Raw genomic sequence first — 17,976 nt, 5'->3', positions numbered from 1 at the left:
GCGAGTGATGAGTAAGCTCTTGGGTTTAACGTGTCTTGTCGCGGTGTGCCTTTGGGTGCAATCACCTGCTAATGCGTCTGCGGTCAGCGATATTTCGAACCCGGCGGGAGTCAATGAAACGTCTTCCAAGACTCCATTGCCCGCGCAGGCATCCGCTCATGATTTGTGGCAACGAGTTTTGGCGCTGGCCAGCCTTCCGGGTGGCTATGTGGCGCGTAAGGACTTCGAGCAGATTTTTGGCGAGCAAGCCGAAGGCGATAGGACGGAAAAGAAGCCTTATGTCATCAACTTGAGGCATGCCGCGGAGCGCAATTATCAGGTTTCCGTAAATGTCCAGCCGTTGACGGAGGTTCCATTCAGTTCGGCGCCGTCTTCGAGGCTGGTGAACACCACGCCTTCTTCGGAGCTTTACGTGGAGTGGCGGGGGCATGAGTGCTTGCCATTGGAAAAAGTGCAGAGCGATCTTGCCGCGATTGGGATCGTACTCAACGAATGGGTCGTCTTGCCGGACCATCCCGGCGCGCCGCCGATGCCTCCTGGCGGTTATTTCTATCGTCCCAACGGGAAGGAGTTTGTCAGGGTCATGCTCACCTCGCCCAACTTCAATCCCAAGGAACGATCCGAATGGGAAAAGGCATGCGTAGAGCATCTGGATATAGAGGGCTACAAGATCGGAGCTAACGCTTCTTAGTGAGTTGATTGGGTTCGGTCGCTTCTTCAAAGAAGGAATTTGTCATTGCGGTTCCCAATAGTGTCTTGAGTACATTTTGGGAGTGGCGTCAGGTTTGCTTTTTCAGTGGCGCAAGAGCGACATCTACCTGGAAGACCCGAACCAGGATGCATTGGTCAGCCAGGCTAGCGGCGATGCCACCTATGCCGGTACCAATGCGACCTTCGAGCAGACTGCGTTGCACGAGATCGGTCACGCATTGGGTTTGGCCAGCAACACGGACGTGAACTCGATCATGTATTACGCGCTGACGGCGGATAACGGCACGCTGGATGCCAGCGACGTGTCGAATATCCAGAAGCTATACGGCCTTCCGGCGCAAGGTGCGGCGGTCCCGGCTGAAGTCAGTGCGGAGGCCTTGCATGGTGTGGCTCAGGTACATCAGTTGGTGCAGGCGATGAACGCGTTTGACGCTTACGACGTGGGTGTGGATGACTTCAAGCCGGAGCAGGCATTTATGTTGCATCAGGAGTATGCGTTGGCTAATTCATCTGCGCGCGCACATGCGTTGTAATTGACGGTCTCAGGCCAGCATGGCTTGTAGGTCATGCTGGCTTTTCTTTCAGGAAGATAGCTTGTGACGTTGGCTGGGAGCGGTGATGCGGTCTAAAAACAATAAGTGTGTATGGCTTGCCTTGACATTGTTGCTGCTCGCAACGGCTCAATTTGCCTGTGCGGACGATGCGACCGATGCCGAGAAAGCACCGGATGCCGCACTACTGCACGAACGCGTCGTGCGCATCCCAAGCAACCAGGACAATCCCGTCACGCTGGTGATGACCATCTTCACCCCAGATGGCCCCGGGCCATTCCCGCTGGCGGTGATGAACCACGGATCGACCGGCGACGTGCCGGCGGCGCAGCAGCCGCGGTATCGGCTTTCGTTCTCCAATTACTATTTTCTTTCGCGCGGCTATGCGGTGGCGATACCGATGATGCGCGGTTATGCCGGGTCGGAAGGCCGCCTGACCTCGCACGGTTGCAATGATCTGGCGATGGGCATCGACAATGCCAAGGACATCCGCGCCGCCATCGACTATATGAAGCAGCAGTCGTACGTCGACGGTTCGCGCATCCTGGTGGCAGGGCAGAGCTTTGGTGGTTGGAACGCGCTTGCGGTGGGTGCCCTGAAAGTGCCGGGCGTGAAGGCGCTGGTGAGTTTTGCCGGAGGCATGAAGGCTTCCGATTGCCGCGATCCGGACCATGCGCTGATCGAGGCGGCCGGCGAGCTTGGCGAAGAAGTCTCGACGCCGTCGATCTGGTTTTTCGGCGACAACGATGAAGTGTTCGCCACGCCGGTATGGCGTGCGATGTATGAGCATTACGTCGCGTCCGGCGCCCCTGCCGAACTGGTGGCCTATGGAACCTTCGGCACCAACTCGCACAACCTGCTGGGATCGGGAGAGGGGCTGTCGCTGTGGGTGCCGAAGCTGGACGATTTTCTTGGTCGCAATGGTTTGCCGAACAAGCTGCTTAATCCGCAGTACATGCCGCAAACGCCGCCGCCACCTAGCCATTATGCGGACCTTACCGACCTGGAGGCGCTGCCGTACCTGGGTGGGATCCCCAGCGGCAAGGGTGTTGCGTACTACCAGAAATTCCTGACACGGCCGCTGCCTCGTGCACTGGCCATCGGCCTGCATGGCGCCGGCGAAATGTCCGGCGGGTTCGACCCCATGCTGTGGGCCATGCGGCATTGCCAGAAGGTCACCATGGGCTGCCGCCTCTATGCGGTCGACAACGAGGTGGTATGGACGCGCACCACGCCGGAACCGCCCCCGACCCATTTTGCGGTGCTGACGGATGAGCATGCCGTGCCTTATCTCAATGACAAGGGCCGGCTCGGCTACGAGAAGTTTCTGATGATGAACCGGCCGCGCGCATTCGCGGTTGCGCCCGATGGTGGCTGGACGGCCTCGACCCAGGGCCTGGACCCTGTAGCTTCCGCCCTGGCCAGATGCGGCAGCATGCACAAGGACTGCCGCCTCTACGCGGTGGATGGGGACGTAGTCTGGCGGCCATGAAAGGGCGCCTCGCCTGCGGCAGCACGCCGCGCCGGGGCGCATGAACGCGGGTATTGCAAAAGCTTGACACTCCCGCATCGCAGCATGACAATACGCGCGCCCACCGGCGCGCCAATGGCCGGCCGGGCCCCTGTCCGAACTAACCAAGGCATATGGACGTTTACCCTAGTCGCAACGTCGACATCCGCGAGCATCGGGTGCCGGCATTGCATAACAAGCTGATCGTTCGCGGCAACCGCCAGCGGTTGGCCGGCGCTTTCCTCGACTAGGGAAGTCCGGCCCGCTCCTAACGGTGCCGTGAGCACCGTTTTATAGGAGATGGGCCAATGAAGCTCCTTCGCGATTTCTTTCGTCTGCGCACCGCGGGTCGTCTTTCCCTGGCCGGCCGTCGCCAGGCCGTGCGTGTTCCCCTCACCGTTACCGTGCCCCAGCCGCTGAACAAGCCGGCCGAGTCCTCGCGCACGTCTCGTCATCTTCATCTGGTATCTAGCCTCTGATGCGTCGGTGCGACCTGCGCAAAGGGTGGCCTCCCCCTTGGCCGGGAATCCGGCCGGGGCGGCTGTGCCCTGGCGGGTCGCCCTAGCGGAAGCTTGTCGTTCCTGACGCTCGCCTCCGAACCGCACGCGATACCTTCCACGGAAGCGAGACATGATGAAGCAATCCACCCAGGCTGTTGTGGCCAAGGCCGTCGGCAAGAGTGCGGCTACGCCTCCGCGCGTCGCGGCGGCGCAGGACGCGTTCAAGGAAAACGAAGCATTGCTGGCCGGCCTGGACACCAGCACGGCGGGATTGAACGAGGAACAGATCACCGATCGCCTGTCGCGCGACGGCGTCAACGAGGTCTCGCACGAGAAGCCGCCGCACTGGACCGTCCAGCTGCTGCGCGCTTTCAAGAACCCCTTCATCATCGTGCTGCTGATCCTGGCGGCGGTGCAGGTGTTCGTCACCCCGGACGATCTTTCCGGCCCGATCATCATTGCGGTGATGGTCGCGATCAGCGTGCTGCTCAGCTTCACCCAGGAATACCGTTCCTCGCAGGCCGCCGAAAAGCTCAAGGCGATGGTGCGCAATACCGCCACCGTCACGCGCCGCGCTTCGGACGGCCATAGCGAGCGCATCGAAGTGCCGGTGGGCGAGCTGGTGGTGGGCGATATCGTGCATCTGGCCGCCGGGGACATGGTGCCCGCCGACTTGCGCCTGCTCAACGCCAAGGACCTGTTCATCAGCCAGGCCATTCTCACAGGCGAATCGCTGCCGGTGGAAAAAGCCGGTCCGGCGCAGGCGCACGTGGTGGACAGTGGCGAGCATGGCGTGCAGCAGAGCAATCCGCTGGACCTGGCCACGATCTGCTACATGGGCACCAACGTGGTGAGCGGCACCGCCGCCGCGGTGGTGGTGGCGACCGGTGCGCGGACCTACCTGGGTTCGCTGGCGCGCAGCCTGGTGGGCGAGCGCGTGCAGACCAGCTTCGACCGCGGCGTGAGCAGTGTGAGCTGGCTGCTGATCCGCTTCATGCTGGTGATGGTACCGGTGGTGCTGGGCATCCAATGGTACAAACATGGCTTCCTCGAGGCGCTGATGTTCGCGCTGTCGGTGGCGGTCGGCCTCACCCCGGAAATGCTGCCGCTCATCGTCACCGCCAATCTCGCCAAGGGCGCGATGGCGATGTCCAAGCGCAAGGTGGTGGTGAAGCGCCTCAACGCGATCCAGAACTTTGGCGCGATGGACGTGCTGTGTACCGACAAGACCGGCACGCTCACGCTCGACAAGATCGTGCTGGAGCGTCACCTGGATCTGGACGGCGAAGATTCCGAAGACGCGCTGGAATACGGCTATCTCAACAGCCACTTCCAGACCGGCCTGAAGAACCTGATGGACAAGGCCGTGCTGTCGCATCGCGATCTGGAACCGATCGTGGCGCGCTACCGCGTAGTGGACGAAATTCCGTTCGATTTCCAGCGCCGCCGCATGTCGGTAGTGCTGGCCAACGGTAATGGCCATCATCTGCTGGTGTGCAAGGGCGCGGTGGAAGAGATGCTCTCCATCTGCTCCTCTGAGCGTCGCGGCGACGAGATCGTGCCGATGACCGACGAGCGCCGCCGCGAGATCAAGGCGATGACGCGCCATCTCAATGAAGATGGCCTGCGCGTGCTGGTGGTGGCGGTCAAGCAGGAAGAGCCGCACAGCCGAGCGTATGGCGTGGCTGACGAAGCCGGCCTGACCGCGGTGGGCTGCCTGGCCTTCCTCGATCCGCCGAAGGACACCGCCGCCACGGCGATCGCCGCGCTGCATCACCACGGCGTGGAAGTGAAGGTGATCACCGGCGACAACGAAGCGGTGACGCGCAAGATCTGCCGCGAAGTGGGCCTGGACGTGGAGCACTCCGCGCAAGGCCGCGACATTGAGCCGCTGGATGACGACGCGCTGGACGAACTGGTCAAGCGCACCACCGTGTTCGCCAAGATGTCGCCGTTGCAGAAGGCGCGCGTGGTGAAGTCGCTGCAGCGCCAGGGCCACACGGTCGGCTTCCTCGGCGACGGCATCAATGATGCGCCGGCGCTGCGCGAAGCGGACGTGGGCATTTCGGTGGATACCGCCACCGATATCGCCAAGGAATCGGCCGACATCATCCTGCTTGAAAAGAACCTGATGGTGCTGGAGGAGGGCGTGCTGGAAGGGCGCATCACCTTCGGCAACATCATCAAGTACATCAAGATGACCGCCAGCTCGAACTTCGGCAACGTGCTGAGCATGGTGGTGGCCAGCTTCTTCCTGCCGTTCCTGCCGATGCTGCCGTTGCAGGTGCTGGTGCTGAACCTGCTGTACGACATTTCGCAGCTGTCGATTCCGTTCGACCGCATGGACGAGGAATACCTGCGCAAGCCGCGCAAGTGGAATGCCAGCGATATCGGCCGCTTCATGTTCTGGATCGGTCCTACCAGTTCGGTGTTCGACATCACTACGTTCGCTTTGCTTTGGTACGTGTTTGGTGCGAACGGTGCGGATCATCAGTCGCTGTTCCAGTCCGGCTGGTTCATCGAAAGCCTGCTGACGCAGACGCTGGTGGTGCACATGATCCGCACGCGCAAGATTCCGTTCCTGCAAAGCGTGGCGGCGGCGCCAGTGCTGGGCCTGACCACGGCGATCATCGTGATCGGCATGATCATTCCCTACACCGACGTGGGCACGAAGATCGGCATGGTGCATTTGCCCGCCGAATACTTCGGCTGGCTGGCCGCTACCGTGGTGGCCTATTGCGCGCTGACCCAGTTGGTAAAGCTGTTTTACATCCGAAGATTCGGGCACTGGCTTTAAGCACGGATTGGCGTTTTTTGTGAGTACGTCCTCTCCCTTCCGGGAGAGGGCATGGTTTGCCGCGAACGATGGTTATCTAAAAAAGTCGCGGAACGCATTTGTTTTGGAGTGGCCGCCATGAAAGGCACATTCGCTTTATTCGACATTGCAGGTTACGTCGCACTGCTGCTGTGGGGCACGCACATGGTCACCAGCGGCGTGCTGCGTGGCTACGGCAGCGCGTTGCGCCGTTCGCTGGGCCGTTTCCTGGGGCGGCGTCCGGCCGCGTTCCTGTTCGGTGTGTGCATCACCGCGGTGCTGCAGAGCAGTACCGCCACCGGCATGATGGCTACGTCCTTCGCGGCGAACGGCTTCCTGGGATTGGCACCGGGCCTCACCGTGATGCTGGGTGCGAACGTCGGTACCACGCTGATCGTGCAGGTGATGTCGTTCGACATCGCCTTGATTGCGCCCGTGCTGATTTTGCTCGGCACGGCGCTGCATCGCCGCAGCGACGACGTGCGCTATGAAAACCTCGGTCGCGTCGGTATCGGTCTCGGCCTGATGTTGCTGGCCCTGCACCTGCTGGTGCTGACCATGGCGCCGATGGAAAACGCGCAGCTCCTGAAGGAAGGCATGCAGGCGCTCGCCGGCGAGCCGGTGATCGCCGTGCTGGTCGCGGCAGCGCTAACCTGGCTGTGTCATTCCAGCGTAGCGGTGGTGCTGTTGATCGTGTCGCTGGCAACCGGCGGCGTGGTCGATGCGCCGGGTGCGTTGGCGCTGGTGCTTGGCGCCAACCTGGGCGGAACCCTGCCGGCCTTGCTGGAAGCGCATACGCCGGTGGCGCGCCGGTTGCCGTTGGGCAATCTGCTGGTGCGCGCGTTCGGTTGCGTGATCTGCCTGCCGCTGCTGCATCCGCTGTCGCATTGGCTGGCCGCGTTGGGCGATTCGCCGGCGCGCATCGCGGTGAATTTCCACACCGCCTTCAACCTGGCGCTGGCGCTGCTCTTTATCCTGCCGGTGCAGAAGCTGGCGCAGTTGCTGGTGCGCCTGCAGCCGGAGCCGCCGCGTCCGGCCGATCCCGGCCTGCCGCTGTACCTGGAAGATGCCGCGCTGGAAAGCGCCGGCGTTGCGCTGGTTAATGCCACGCGCGAGTCGATGCGCATGGCCGACATGGTCGAGGGCATGCTGAAGGGACTGGTGGAGATTTTCGGCAAGGACGACATCGTGCGTGCCGCGCAAATCAGCAAGATGGACCCATTCCTGGATCGGCTCGGCGTCGCCATTCGCCAATACCTGGCCGATCTCGGCGGCGAAGCCTTGAATGAGGAAGACGGCGAGCGCAGCCAGGAAATCCACGCCTTCGTGATCAACATCGAGCACATCGGCGATATCACCGCCAACAACCTGATGGAATTCGCGGCGAAGAAGGCCGAGCGCGGGCAGGATTTTTCCGCAGACGACATCCAGGACCTTGCCGCCATGCACGGGCAGGTGATGGAAAGCCTGCGTCTGGGCATTGCCGTCTTCATGCGTGGGGATCTTCGCGCAGCCCAGCAACTGGTAGAGCGCAAGGAATTGTTGTGGCGGCTGGAGAACGACGCCTCCGACCGGCACATCCGCGCGCTGCGCGAACAGCGCGATGGCGGTGGCGGCGACGTCTATCTGCGCATTTTGCGCGACCTCAAGCGCATTCACTCGCATCTGGCGGCCCTGGCCTATCTGCCGCTGGAGCGCGCGGGCCTGTTGCAGGGCCGGCTGGTTCAACCTCATGCACACCTGGCAGAAGGAAAAGTCTGAACTTGGACAGTCACACGCAAGCGGAACCACCCAGTATTAGCCCGCCTTACTGACCCTGCCTCGCGTGCGCTCCGTCAGGAGCCTGCCCGGATGCGGTGGTTTTAGGCGGCCAAACCGCGGTCCGGGGGATCCATCCGATAGTGAATTCATGCACTGTCAGTCTTCCCTTCACCGTATTGCAACAGCTCTGTGGCCTCGTGGTCGCGGGGCAGCATTCAAGCGCCAAGCTGAAGGGAACACCTCTATGTTTCATCTGACCAAGACCGCCTCGCGCCTGTCCATCATGATTGCCGTAGCACTGAGCATGGCCGCCTGCTCGCACGGCTCGGACCAGGGCGCCGAAGCGCCACCTGCTTTCACTGTCGATCACGGCACCTACACCGTTCCCGATGGCTCCCCGCTGCGCAAGGAACTGGTGATGCAGCCGGTGCAGATGCGCCAGGCGCCGCATGCGAAGGTATTCCCGGGGAATGTCGAGGCGGATCCTGCGCGCACCACCAACGTGCTGCCGCCGCTGACCGGCAAGATCATGGCGCTGAAGGTGGGGTTGGGCGATCAGGTCACCCGCGGGCAATTGCTGGCGGTGATCGATTCCGGCGACCTGGCGCAGGCCTATGCCGACTTCTACAAGGCCAAGGACGCCCTGGATCTGGCCAAGAAAACGCTGGACCGTGCGCGCGCCGTGAAGGCCGCGGGCGGCAGTGCGGTGAAAGACCTGGAAGGCGCACAGAGCGGCTACAACCAGGCGCTGGCCGAATACAACCGCGCGCAGACGCGCCTTACCGCCGTCGGCGGCGCCCAGGGCGCCAGCGCGACGCGCCCGATGCAGATCACCGCGCCGAGCAGCGGCTACATCACGGCACTGTCGGTATCGCCGGGCGCGTATGTCAACGATGCGACCGCATCGATGATGACCATTTCGAATCTCGATTCGGTCTGGATCACCGCCAATGTGCCGGAGAGCGATGTCGGCCAGGTGCACAAGGGCGAAAAACTCAGCGCCGTGCTGACGGCGTATCCGGACGATGTGTTCCACGGCACCGTGAGCTTCGTCAATCCCGTGCTGCAACCCGATACGCGTCGCGACCTGGTGCGTGCAGTGTTTGCCAATCCGGACCTGCGCCTGAAGCCGAACATGTTCGCCAATGTCAGCATCGACATCCCGCAGCCGGACGAAGTGTTCGTACCCGAATCCGCGCTGGTGATGAACAACGACAGCACCACGGTGTTCGTCGAAGTGTCGCCATGGACCTTCGAGCGCCGCACGGTGGACCTGAGCTATGACGAAGCCGACGGTACGCGCGTATTGAAAGGGCTGAAGGCGGGCGATCGCGTGATCGTCCGAGGCGGAGTGCTGCTCAATGATTAACGCGCTCTTCCGCTTTTGCTTTGAGAAGCGAATGCTTTTCATCGTCGTGACGATTCTCGTCATCTGTTTTGGCTACTACTCGTGGACCCAGCTTTCGATTGAGGCGTATCCGGAACTCAGCGACGTCACCGCGCAGGTCACCACGCAGGTGCCGGGGCTGGCAGCCGAGGAAATCGAACAGGAAATCACCACGCCGCTGGAACGCGGGCTAGCCAATACGCAGGATCTGGTCAGCATGCGTTCGAGCAGCACGTTCGGTCTGTCGCTGATCACGCTGACGTTCAAGGATGGCGCGGACGATTACTGGGTGCGCCAGCGCGTGATGGAGCGCATCAGCCAGGTGACGCTGCCCACGGGCATCACGCCCGGGCTCGATCCGGTGACCGGCCCGGCGGGCGAAATCTATCGCTATACGCTGGAATCGAAAACCAAGAACCTGATGCAGCTGTCGGAGATTCAGAACTGGGTGGTGATTCCCGCGCTGAATCAGGTTCCCGGCGTGATCAACGTCGACAACTTCGGCGGCTTCACCAAGGAATTCCAGCTCGAACTCGATCCGCAGCAGTTGCTGCACTATGGCGTCAGCGTCAATCAGGTCACCGCCGCCATCTCGGCCAATACCTCCAATGCGGGCGGTGGACGCATCACGCGCGGCGAGCAGTCCTACATCGTGCGCGGCATCGGCATGGTGCATTCGCTGAAAGACCTGGGCGACATCGTCGTCACCCAGAACAACGGCGTGCCGGTATTGGTAGGGGAGCTGGGCAAGTTGCGCTACGGCCATCAGGTGCGCGAAGGCATTCTGGGCAAGGACAGCAACCCCGATACCATCGAAGGTATCTGTGATCTTTTGAAGTATGAAAATCCGTCGCGTGTGCTCGACGGTATTCATGCCAAGGTGGCCGAGCTGAACAAGCAGCTCAGCTCGCAAGACGTGCAGATCGTGCCGTATATCGACCGCGACGACCTGGTCAACGCCACCAAGGAGAAAGTGTTTCACACGGTGATGGAAGGCATCGGCCTGGTCTGCATCGTGCTGATCCTGTTCCTAGGCAGCCCGCGTTCGGCGCTGGTGGCGGCGGTGGCGATTCCGATGTCGCTGGTGACTGTCTTCATCCTGATGCAGTTCACCCACATGTCGGCCAACCTGTTCTCGCTCGGCGCGATCGACTTCGGCGTGATCGTGGACGGCGCGATCGTGATTACCGAAGCGATCCTGCGCCAGCGCGAAAGCAAGCCGACCGAAGTGCTGACCGAAGAAGACGTGATGACGGTGACCGGCCACGTCGGTCGTTCGATCTTCTTCGCCACCTTGATCATCGTCACCGCCTATGCACCGCTGTTCGCCTTCGAGCATGCGGAAGGCAAGCTGTTCCGCCCGATGGCCTTTACCGTGGGCTATGCGCTGCTGGCAGCGCTGCTGTGTACGGTGACATTGACGCCGGCGCTGGCTTATCTGGCGCTGCGCAAACCGCGCAAGCTCTTCCACAACAAACCGTTGGAAAGATTGCAGGCGTGGTTTACCCATACCCTGGGCAAGCTGCTGCATCGTCTGCCGATTGCCTACGCGATCGCCGCCGTGGCGTTCTGTGGCGTGCTGATTCTTGGTGCGACCATCGGCCGCGAATTCCTGCCCGATCTGGACGAAGGTTCCTTGTGGCTGCAGGTGCAGATGCCGACGGGTCTGTCGCTGGATAAAGCCAGCCAGATGACGGCTCAGCTGCGCAAAGTGGTGCGCGAATTTCCAGAGGTGTCGTACATCGTCACCCAGTTGGGCCGAAATGATTCGGGTACCGACCCGTGGACGCCGTCGCACGTGGAATCGGCGGTGGGTCTTACGCCCTACAGCACCTGGCATGGCGAAACCAAGGCGGAGTTCCTGCGCAAGTTCAATGCGCGCATGCAACAGATTCCCGGGATCAGCGTAGGTATCAGCCAGCCGATCATCGACGGCGAGAACGACATGGTCGGCGGGGCGCATGCGCCGCTGGTGTTGCGCATTTACGGCGACGATTTCCACGAGATGCGCCGCATCGGTGGCGAGATCGTGGACGTGCTGCGTGGTGTCCGCGGTACTGCCGATGCATCGATCTTCCAGGAGCCGCCGATTCCCCAGTTGTCGATTACGGCCAATCGCGACGAGGCGGCACGCTATGGCGTCAATGTCAGCGATATCACCAACCTGATCCAGACCGCCATCGGCGGTGCGCCGATCACCCAGGTGTACGTGGGCGACCGCACCTACAACGTCACCGCGCGCGTTTCGAACGACGTGGCCAACAGCCTGCAGGCAGTGGGCGAGCTGCCGCTGAGCTCCACCAGCGGTGCGCAGATTCCGCTCAAGGAAGTGGCCGACATCAAGCTGGCCATGGGTGAAAGCACCATTGCGCACGAGCACAACAAGCGCGAACTGACCATCCGTATCGACAACCGCGACCGCGCACTGTCGGAATACCTGGGCGATGCGCAGGCGCAAATTGCGCAGAAAGTGCATTTCGACAAAGACAAATATCAGCTGGAGTGGGCCGGCAACTTCCAGAACGAAGAGCGCGCGCAGGCGCGCCTGATCGTGGTGATGGGCATGGTGATGGCGATCATGCTGGTGCTGCTGTTCTTTGAATTCGGCAAATTCCACCAGGCCGTGCTGGTGCTGGGCGTGGTGCCGCTGGCAACGGTGGGCGGCCTGATCGCGCTGCACGTGCGCGGCGATACGCTCAACATCGCCACCGCAGTGGGCTTTATTGCCCTGTTCGGCGTGGCGGTGCAGAACGGCATCATCATGGTGTCGAACATCAACCGCGTGCGAAAGGAAGGCCTGTCGCTGTTCGAAGGGGTGCTGGTCGGTGCCACGGAGCGTTTCCGTCCGGTGTTGATGACCGCCACGGTGGCTAGCATCGGCATGCTGCCGGCCGCCATGGCAACCGGCATCGGCACCGACGTGCAGCGCGGTCTGGCGACGGTGGTGGTGGGTGGTTTGCCGATCGCCACCTTGTTGACGCTGTTTATTCTGCCCAGCCTGTACTACGGACTGGAGAACTTTATCCAGAAGCGCTGGGGCCATGCCCCTTCGGCGGAGGAGATCTGACCATGCCCGCTATCCAGAACATCGCATTGTGGCGCGCCGGTCGCAGCCTGCTCGCCTTCGGCATCGCCATCTCGCTGGGCGCATGCGCCGTAGGTCCGGACTTCCATCGGCCTGCCGCTCCGGTCAGCCAGGATTACGCGCCCGCGGGCACGCCCAAGGCGACCACTTCGACGCCCGGGGCAGATGGCGGCGCGCAGCAGTTCGTGCGCGACATGAATATCCCCGGGCAGTGGTGGACGCTGTTCCATTCCCAGCCGTTGAACGCGCTGGTGGATGACTCGATCAAGCACAACCCGGACGTCGCCGCTGCACAGGAAGCCTTGCGTGCGGCCATGGAAAACGTGCGCGCGCAGCAGGGCCAGTTTTTCCCGCAGGTGTCGGCCAGCGTAGACCCGACTCGCCAGAAGACCGGCTCGGTGATCGCCAGCGGCGTGGTGTCCAACGCCACGCTGTACAACCTCACCACGGCGCAGTTGAGCATTTCCTATATGCCGGACTTGTGGGGCGCCAATCGCCGCAGTGTGGAATCGCTGACGGCGCAGGCCGATGCGCAGCGCTTTCAGTTGGAAGCGACGTATCTCACGCTGACCAGCAATGTGGTGAACGCAGCGGTGGGCGAAGCCTCGCTGCGTGCGCAGATTGCGGCTACGCAGGATGTGATCGACAGCCAGCAGAAGATCCTCGACACCAACCAGAAGCAATTGGCCCTGGGCGATGTGGGCGAGGCCGATATTGCCGCGCAACAGGCAACGCTGGAGCAGGCGCGGGCGAGTTTGCCGCCCTTGCAGAAGCAATTGGCGCAACAGCGCGATCTGCTGGCCGTGTTGAGCGGGCGCCCGCCTGATCAGGACATTCCGGCACGTTTCGAGCTGGATCAACTGCAGTTGCCGCAAGACTTGCCGATGAGCCTGCCGGCGCGTCTGGTCGAGCAGCGGCCGGATGTGCGCATGGCCGAGGCCAATCTGCACGCTGCCTGCGCGCAAGTCGGCGTGGCGTTTGCGGCGCGCCTGCCCAATATCAACATCACGGCCAATGGCGGCAGCGCGGCCGACCAGATGCACGATCTGTTCGGCCACGGCACCAGCTTCTGGAATCTCGGTGCAGCGATTACCGCACCGATCTTCGACGGCGGCTCGCTCAAGCACAAGCAGCGCGCGGCGGAGGCGACTTATCGAGAAGCCGCCGAGCAATACCGCAGCACGGTGATGTCGGCGCTGCAAAACGTGGCCGATTCGCTGCACGCGGCCCAGTCCGACGCCGATGCGCTGGTCGCCAGTTCGCGCGCTGAGCGAGCTGCCGCACGCAGCCTGGCGATTGCACAACGCCAGTATGCGGTGGGCGACATCAGCATGGTGGCGTTGCTCAACGCGCAGGTAACTTACCGGCAGGCCGAGCTGACTTTGATCCAGGCGCGCGCGGCCCGCTATTCCGATTCCGTGGCCTTGTTTCAGGCCGTCGGCGGCGGCTGGTGGAACCGTCAGGACGTGGCAGCATCCAGCCATTGACGTAGGCTGGGTTAGCGCAGCGTAACCCAGCAGATTTCGTGTCGGCGCGAGAAAAACGTTGGGTTACCCCCGGATCAAGTCCAGGGTAACCCAACCTACATCTGGCTTTCAGTGCCATTGCGACGGCGTCTGCAATCGATGCCCGTCGCACTGCAGCGCCGTCACCACTTCGTCCACGCGCAAGCCGAAATCTTCCAGCAGCTGCCCGAGATTGGAGCGCCGCACCTCCAGCAACACGTCTTCCTCTTCCTCGGTCGATGCATAAATCACTTTCGCCATCAGAAAAAGCTGATCGCGCAACTGTTCCAACTTGCGATATTGCTCTTCGTGCAACACATATCCGCGCAGCGTCATGGCCGCGGGCTTGAACGCTTTCATACCGTCGCTCCACACCGTTAGACACGCCGCGCATTGCGCGCGGCGTGAGGGATAACAGAGAAAAATCTGCAAGCCGTGTAAGCGTATGCCTACGCTTAGTCGGCCGATATCCGCTAAGACCCGGCTTCGTGCGTGAGGCACGAACGTGAAGTGAGCGAAAGCTGGTACGGCGGGGACACGTTGACGTGTGTGTACCGTATGATCCGGGGACCCATGATCAACTACTCCTTAAGTATCGTAAGTTGGTTGTGGTAGCGAGCCGTGTGGGCCCTTAACCCATGCGGCTCGCGCTCTTTCACTTCATACGCCGGGCGTGCGCGGATCGCGTGGACGAAGGCTCGCCCGGCTTGCACAATATCTCGCGTTGGGCACCCCCTCGTATGTCAGCGGGGGCGGATGATGGGGAGAGATAAATCCTGCATCGCATTACTCTTCCCCCTGCCGGCAGGGGGAGGGTGGGAGGGGGGAGCTCTTGGCAATGCGGCGCGATTACCCGCTAAAGTGTCCGGCACGCAGTACCAGCATATCCAGGCATCCGAGGGGGCGACGATGTACCTGCTCGATCATCCGGCCGTACTGTTTGCAGTCACTTGCATCGTGTTGTTGCTGGCCCATGAATTCGGTTATCGCCTGCGTGCCTTGGCCGCTCATCGCGACGATCGCGATTGGCAGAAGGAAGTGCGCGAAACGCGTGGCCAGATCGCCGTGCTGCTGAGCCTGTTGCTGGGCTTTGCGATGGCCATGGGCCTGTCGCGTTTCGATGAGCGCAAGAAGCTGGTGGCCGACGAGGCCAATGCCATCGCCACGGCGTATCAGCGTGCCGCCATGCAGGCCGAGCCGGTGCGCAGCCGCGCTCCGTCATTGCTGCACGATTACCTGAAAGCGCGCATCGCCATCTTCAGCCTCGCCCGCGGCAACGGGGAACAGCAGAGTGCGATGGAACAATCGAGAGCCATCCAGCAGGCGCTGTGGAGCGATGCGGTGGCCGTTGCGCAGCAGAACCAGACACCGATCGTCGCGCTCTACGCGCAATCGCTCAATATGCTGTTCGACGTGGATGGCGAGCGGGTCGAGGCGACGCTTAACCGCATTCCGGTCGACATCTGGCTGCTGCTGGGCTTTCTAGCTGCGTTGACTTCGCTGGTGGTGGGGTATGGGCAACGTCATCGATCGTGGTTCGCCACGTTCATCCCGGTGTTGATGGTGGCTATTTCCATCAGCCTGATTGCGGACCTGGATACGCCGGCCAGCGGCTTTATCCAGATCAATCAGCACAGCTTGCAAAGCCTGCGTGCCGAGTTGCAGCTGCTGCCGGGCGACGCGCAGGCTCACTGAGTCCGCGATTTGCGCTGGCGGCGCCGCCACCACAGCACCAGCAGAATCAACACGAGTATGCAGCCCAATATCCACAGGCTGCTCTGGCCGCGGTGGATCCACGTCGTCAGCCATTCGCGCCGGTCCGCGCCGAAATAACCGAGGTAAACCCAGAACGGCACGCTGATCAACGCCGCCGTGCCGTCGAGCAACAGAAAGCGCCAGAAGCTGACGCGATGGGTGGCGCCGGCGGTGATGTAGACGGCGGTGCGCATGCCGGGCAGGAAGCGCGCGAAGAACATCAGGCGATTGCCGTAGCGCTCGAATTTCTCCTGCATCTTGGCGTAGCGGCGCGGCGGCATCAGCAACGCGATCGGCTTCCATTGCAGCATGTGTTCGCCGAAGTGATGGCCGAGCAGGAACATGGCCGCATCGCCGAGCAGCACGCCGACCATGGTGACGGCGGCCATTGTGTGTACGTTCGCGTAACCCAGCCCGGCGATCACGCCGCCTGCCACCAGGGTAATGTCTTCGGGTAACGGAATGCCGGCGCCGCACAGCAGCAGCGCGATAAACACGGCGGCGTAGCCATTCTCGGCGAATACGGTGATCAGGCGTTCAAGCAGATCCATCGACGATCCTTGTTGTCGGCACCGCGAAGTATTGCGCTTCCTGTGACGTCTTGCATGGCGCCGGAATCACGAGTCGGCGGTGGGCGCCGGCGCGCGTGCCTTCAGCAATTCGCGCAGTTCGGCCTTTTCCGCGCTGTCCAGGCCGCCTTCGCGATTTTTCGTGACCAGTTCCTCGCGGCGCTGGTCGACGATCTGTTGCTCCATGCGCACCAGCGCGTCGAAGAATTCCATGCGCTGCGCTTCCGGCTCGCCGACGGCGGTGGCCGCCATCAATTTTTGCAGCGAGGGATATTCGGCGCGCTCGGCAAAGTGTTCGACCAGCATCGCCGGATTGATGCCGGGGCGCGCACGCGCCGTGTCGAGCAGTTCGGCCAGCAGTTCGATACCGGGTTTTTTCAGGCGAAGAAAGCCGTAAGGGCGTTCCACCTGATCGGCAATGCCCGGCTGCGCCAGCAACAGCGAGATGGCGCTACGCACCAGCGAGCGCTGCACGGCCACCGGGCGTTGCACGGTGCGCCGTGCGTTGGCATCCGGTTCCAGTACGGCGCGTGCGCCGCTGCGCTTTTCCAGCTCTTGCGCCATCAGGTCGCGGAAGGCGCCATCGGGAAGCCGGGCGATCAGCGGGCGGGCACGTTCGGCCAGGCGCGCACGTCCATCGATGCTGGAAGTGTCGACGTCGTGCGAGAGTTCGTGGAAGAAATATTCCGACAGCGGCGTTGCTTCGCGCAGGCGCTTTTCGAAACCGTCCTTGCCTTCCTTGCGCACCAGGGTGTCAGGGTCTTCGCCGTCAGGCAGAAACAGGAAATACGCCTGGCGTCCGTCGCGCAAGCGGGGCAGCGCTGATTCCAGCGCTTTCCACGCGGCGGAGCGTCCGGCGCGGTCGCCGTCGAAGCAGAACACCACGTCCGGCGCGGCACGGAACAAGACTTCGGTGTGATCGGGTGTCGTTGCGGTGCCGAGCGTGGCCACGGCAATCGGCAGGCCGGCCTGATGCAGCGCGATCACATCCATGTAGCCTTCCACCACCACGATGCGCGCCAGATTGCTGTTGGCTTGCTTTACCTGCCACAGCGCGAACAGTTCGCGGCCTTTGTGGAAGAGGGGGGTTTCGGGCGAGTTGAGGTACTTGGGCCCCTGGTCCGATTGCAGCACTCGTCCGCCGAAGGCGATGACGCGGCCGCGTCGATCCAGGATCGGAAACATCAGCCGTTCGCGGAAGCGGTCGTACTTGTTGCCGCGCTCGTTGTTGGCAACCATGCCCGCTTCGGTCAGCAGTTGCATGCGCCGTTCGCTGGTGCCCAGGCTGCGGATCACGCCATCGAACCCGGCCGGCGCCCAGCCGATGCGAAAGCGCGCGATGGTTTCGGCATCCAGCCCGCGCTTGGCGCAATACGCCTTGGCATCGGCGCTGTTGGGCAGCTGGGTTTCGTACCAGCGCGCGGCGGCGTCCAGCGTGGTGTAGAGATCGGATTTGTCTTCGCGCGGAGCGTTGTCGCGCGCACCTTCGTACGGCACTTTCATGCCAACCGATTGCGCCAGCTCCTCGACGGCGTCGGGAAATTCCAGCCGCTCGTAATCCATCAGGAATTTGATGGCGCTGCCGTGTGCGCCGCAGCCGAAGCAGTGAAAGAACTGCTTGGCCGGAGTGACATAGAACGAAGGCGTGCGCTCGTTGTGGAACGGGCAGCATGCGGTCCATTCGCGGCCGGCCTTCTTCAACGGCACGCGCCGCTCGATCACGTCGACGATGTCGACGCGGGCAAGCAGTTCGTCGATGAAGCTGTCAGGGATTCGGCCGCGCATAGGCCGTTAGTTTAGACGGTTAGCATTGGTCAGAGTCGCTAC

Annotated in this window: 13 protein-coding genes; 10 read left to right on the top strand and 3 right to left on the bottom strand. The window is 62.3% G+C overall.

Annotated features, from left to right (window positions below; genetic code table 11):
- The first annotated feature begins 7 nt into the window (after positions 1-7).
- The 9 genes from ISS99_RS06830 (at position 8) to ISS99_RS06790 (ending at position 13,807) form a co-directional block, all read left to right on the top strand.
- A complete protein-coding gene (locus tag ISS99_RS06830; protein ID WP_204630851.1) occupies positions 8-691 on the top strand; it encodes a hypothetical protein in 684 nt (227 codons plus the stop codon).
- A gap of 94 nt (positions 692-785) precedes the next feature.
- Entirely contained in the window at positions 786-1,244 is a 459-nt protein-coding gene (locus ISS99_RS06825) for a matrixin family metalloprotease (RefSeq protein WP_204630850.1), read from the top strand.
- Positions 1,245-1,365: 121 nt separating this feature from the next.
- The gene (locus ISS99_RS06820; protein ID WP_204630849.1) at positions 1,366-2,754 is read left to right on the top strand and encodes a dienelactone hydrolase family protein; all 1,389 of its coding nucleotides are present in this window, start codon (positions 1,366-1,368) and stop codon (positions 2,752-2,754) included.
- A gap of 326 nt (positions 2,755-3,080) precedes the next feature.
- Positions 3,081-3,251, top strand: a complete 171-nt coding sequence (locus ISS99_RS06815) for a hypothetical protein (protein ID WP_204630848.1) — start codon at positions 3,081-3,083, stop codon at positions 3,249-3,251.
- A 151-nt stretch (positions 3,252-3,402) separates the two neighbouring features.
- Positions 3,403-6,069: a magnesium-translocating P-type ATPase gene (gene mgtA, locus ISS99_RS06810; protein WP_204630847.1), complete on the top strand. Its 2,667-nt coding sequence runs from the start codon at positions 3,403-3,405 to the stop codon at positions 6,067-6,069.
- Positions 6,070-6,186: 117 nt separating this feature from the next.
- Entirely contained in the window at positions 6,187-7,848 is a 1,662-nt protein-coding gene (locus tag ISS99_RS06805; RefSeq protein ID WP_204630846.1) for a Na/Pi cotransporter family protein, read from the top strand.
- A 244-nt stretch (positions 7,849-8,092) separates the two neighbouring features.
- Complete coding sequence (locus ISS99_RS06800; protein ID WP_204630845.1) at positions 8,093-9,217, top strand: efflux RND transporter periplasmic adaptor subunit; 1,125 nt, start codon at positions 8,093-8,095, stop codon at positions 9,215-9,217.
- Positions 9,210-12,302: an efflux RND transporter permease subunit gene (locus tag ISS99_RS06795; protein ID WP_204630844.1), complete on the top strand. Its 3,093-nt coding sequence runs from the start codon at positions 9,210-9,212 to the stop codon at positions 12,300-12,302. The genes ISS99_RS06800 and ISS99_RS06795 overlap by 8 nt, the downstream gene beginning before the upstream one ends.
- A 2-nt stretch (positions 12,303-12,304) precedes the next feature.
- The gene (locus tag ISS99_RS06790; RefSeq protein WP_204630843.1) at positions 12,305-13,807 is read left to right on the top strand and encodes an efflux transporter outer membrane subunit; all 1,503 of its coding nucleotides are present in this window, start codon (positions 12,305-12,307) and stop codon (positions 13,805-13,807) included.
- Positions 13,808-13,915: 108 nt separating this feature from the next.
- Here ISS99_RS06790 and ISS99_RS06785 read toward each other — a convergent pair whose 3' ends face one another.
- Complete coding sequence (locus tag ISS99_RS06785; RefSeq protein ID WP_204630842.1) at positions 13,916-14,185, bottom strand: XAC0095 family protein; 270 nt, start codon at positions 14,183-14,185, stop codon at positions 13,916-13,918.
- Between the two features lie 549 nt (positions 14,186-14,734).
- Here ISS99_RS06785 and ISS99_RS06780 point away from each other — a divergent pair.
- Positions 14,735-15,520 (top strand): bestrophin-like domain, encoded by a 786-nt coding sequence (locus ISS99_RS06780; protein ID WP_204630841.1) that lies wholly within the window; start codon positions 14,735-14,737, stop codon positions 15,518-15,520.
- Here ISS99_RS06780 and ISS99_RS06775 read toward each other — a convergent pair.
- The gene (locus tag ISS99_RS06775) at positions 15,514-16,131 is read right to left on the bottom strand and encodes a DedA family protein (protein WP_204630840.1); all 618 of its coding nucleotides are present in this window, start codon (positions 16,129-16,131) and stop codon (positions 15,514-15,516) included. The genes ISS99_RS06780 and ISS99_RS06775 overlap by 7 nt on opposite strands.
- 66 nt (positions 16,132-16,197) lie before the next feature.
- Positions 16,198-17,934, bottom strand: a complete 1,737-nt coding sequence (dnaG, locus tag ISS99_RS06770; protein WP_204630839.1) for a DNA primase — start codon at positions 17,932-17,934, stop codon at positions 16,198-16,200.
- Positions 17,935-17,976 lie beyond the last annotated feature (42 nt).

The organism is Dyella mobilis (assembly GCF_016904945.1).
Taxonomy (GTDB): Bacteria; Pseudomonadota; Gammaproteobacteria; order Xanthomonadales; family Rhodanobacteraceae; genus Dyella_B; species Dyella_B mobilis.
The sequence above is the reverse complement of the archived record's forward strand: the minus strand, read 5'-3'. Positions and strand labels throughout refer to the sequence as shown.

Bases quoted from the DNA above. Each gene is read 5' to 3' on its own strand.
- ISS99_RS06790 (WP_204630843.1), top strand. From the start codon at position 12,305: ATGCCCGCTATCCAGAACATCGCATTGTGGCGCGCCGGTCGCAGCCTG.
- ISS99_RS06785 (WP_204630842.1), bottom strand. From the start codon at position 14,185: ATGAAAGCGTTCAAGCCCGCGGCCATGACGCTGCGCGGATATGTGTTG.
- ISS99_RS06795 (WP_204630844.1), top strand. From the start codon at position 9,210: ATGATTAACGCGCTCTTCCGCTTTTGCTTTGAGAAGCGAATGCTTTTC.
- dnaG (WP_204630839.1), bottom strand. From the start codon at position 17,934: ATGCGCGGCCGAATCCCTGACAGCTTCATCGACGAACTGCTTGCCCGC.
- ISS99_RS06775 (WP_204630840.1), bottom strand. From the start codon at position 16,131: ATGGATCTGCTTGAACGCCTGATCACCGTATTCGCCGAGAATGGCTAC.
- ISS99_RS06780 (WP_204630841.1), top strand. From the start codon at position 14,735: ATGTACCTGCTCGATCATCCGGCCGTACTGTTTGCAGTCACTTGCATC.
- ISS99_RS06830 (WP_204630851.1), top strand. From the start codon at position 8: ATGAGTAAGCTCTTGGGTTTAACGTGTCTTGTCGCGGTGTGCCTTTGG.
- mgtA (WP_204630847.1), top strand. From the start codon at position 3,403: ATGATGAAGCAATCCACCCAGGCTGTTGTGGCCAAGGCCGTCGGCAAG.
- ISS99_RS06815 (WP_204630848.1), top strand. From the start codon at position 3,081: ATGAAGCTCCTTCGCGATTTCTTTCGTCTGCGCACCGCGGGTCGTCTT.
- ISS99_RS06805 (WP_204630846.1), top strand. From the start codon at position 6,187: ATGAAAGGCACATTCGCTTTATTCGACATTGCAGGTTACGTCGCACTG.
- ISS99_RS06800 (WP_204630845.1), top strand. From the start codon at position 8,093: ATGTTTCATCTGACCAAGACCGCCTCGCGCCTGTCCATCATGATTGCC.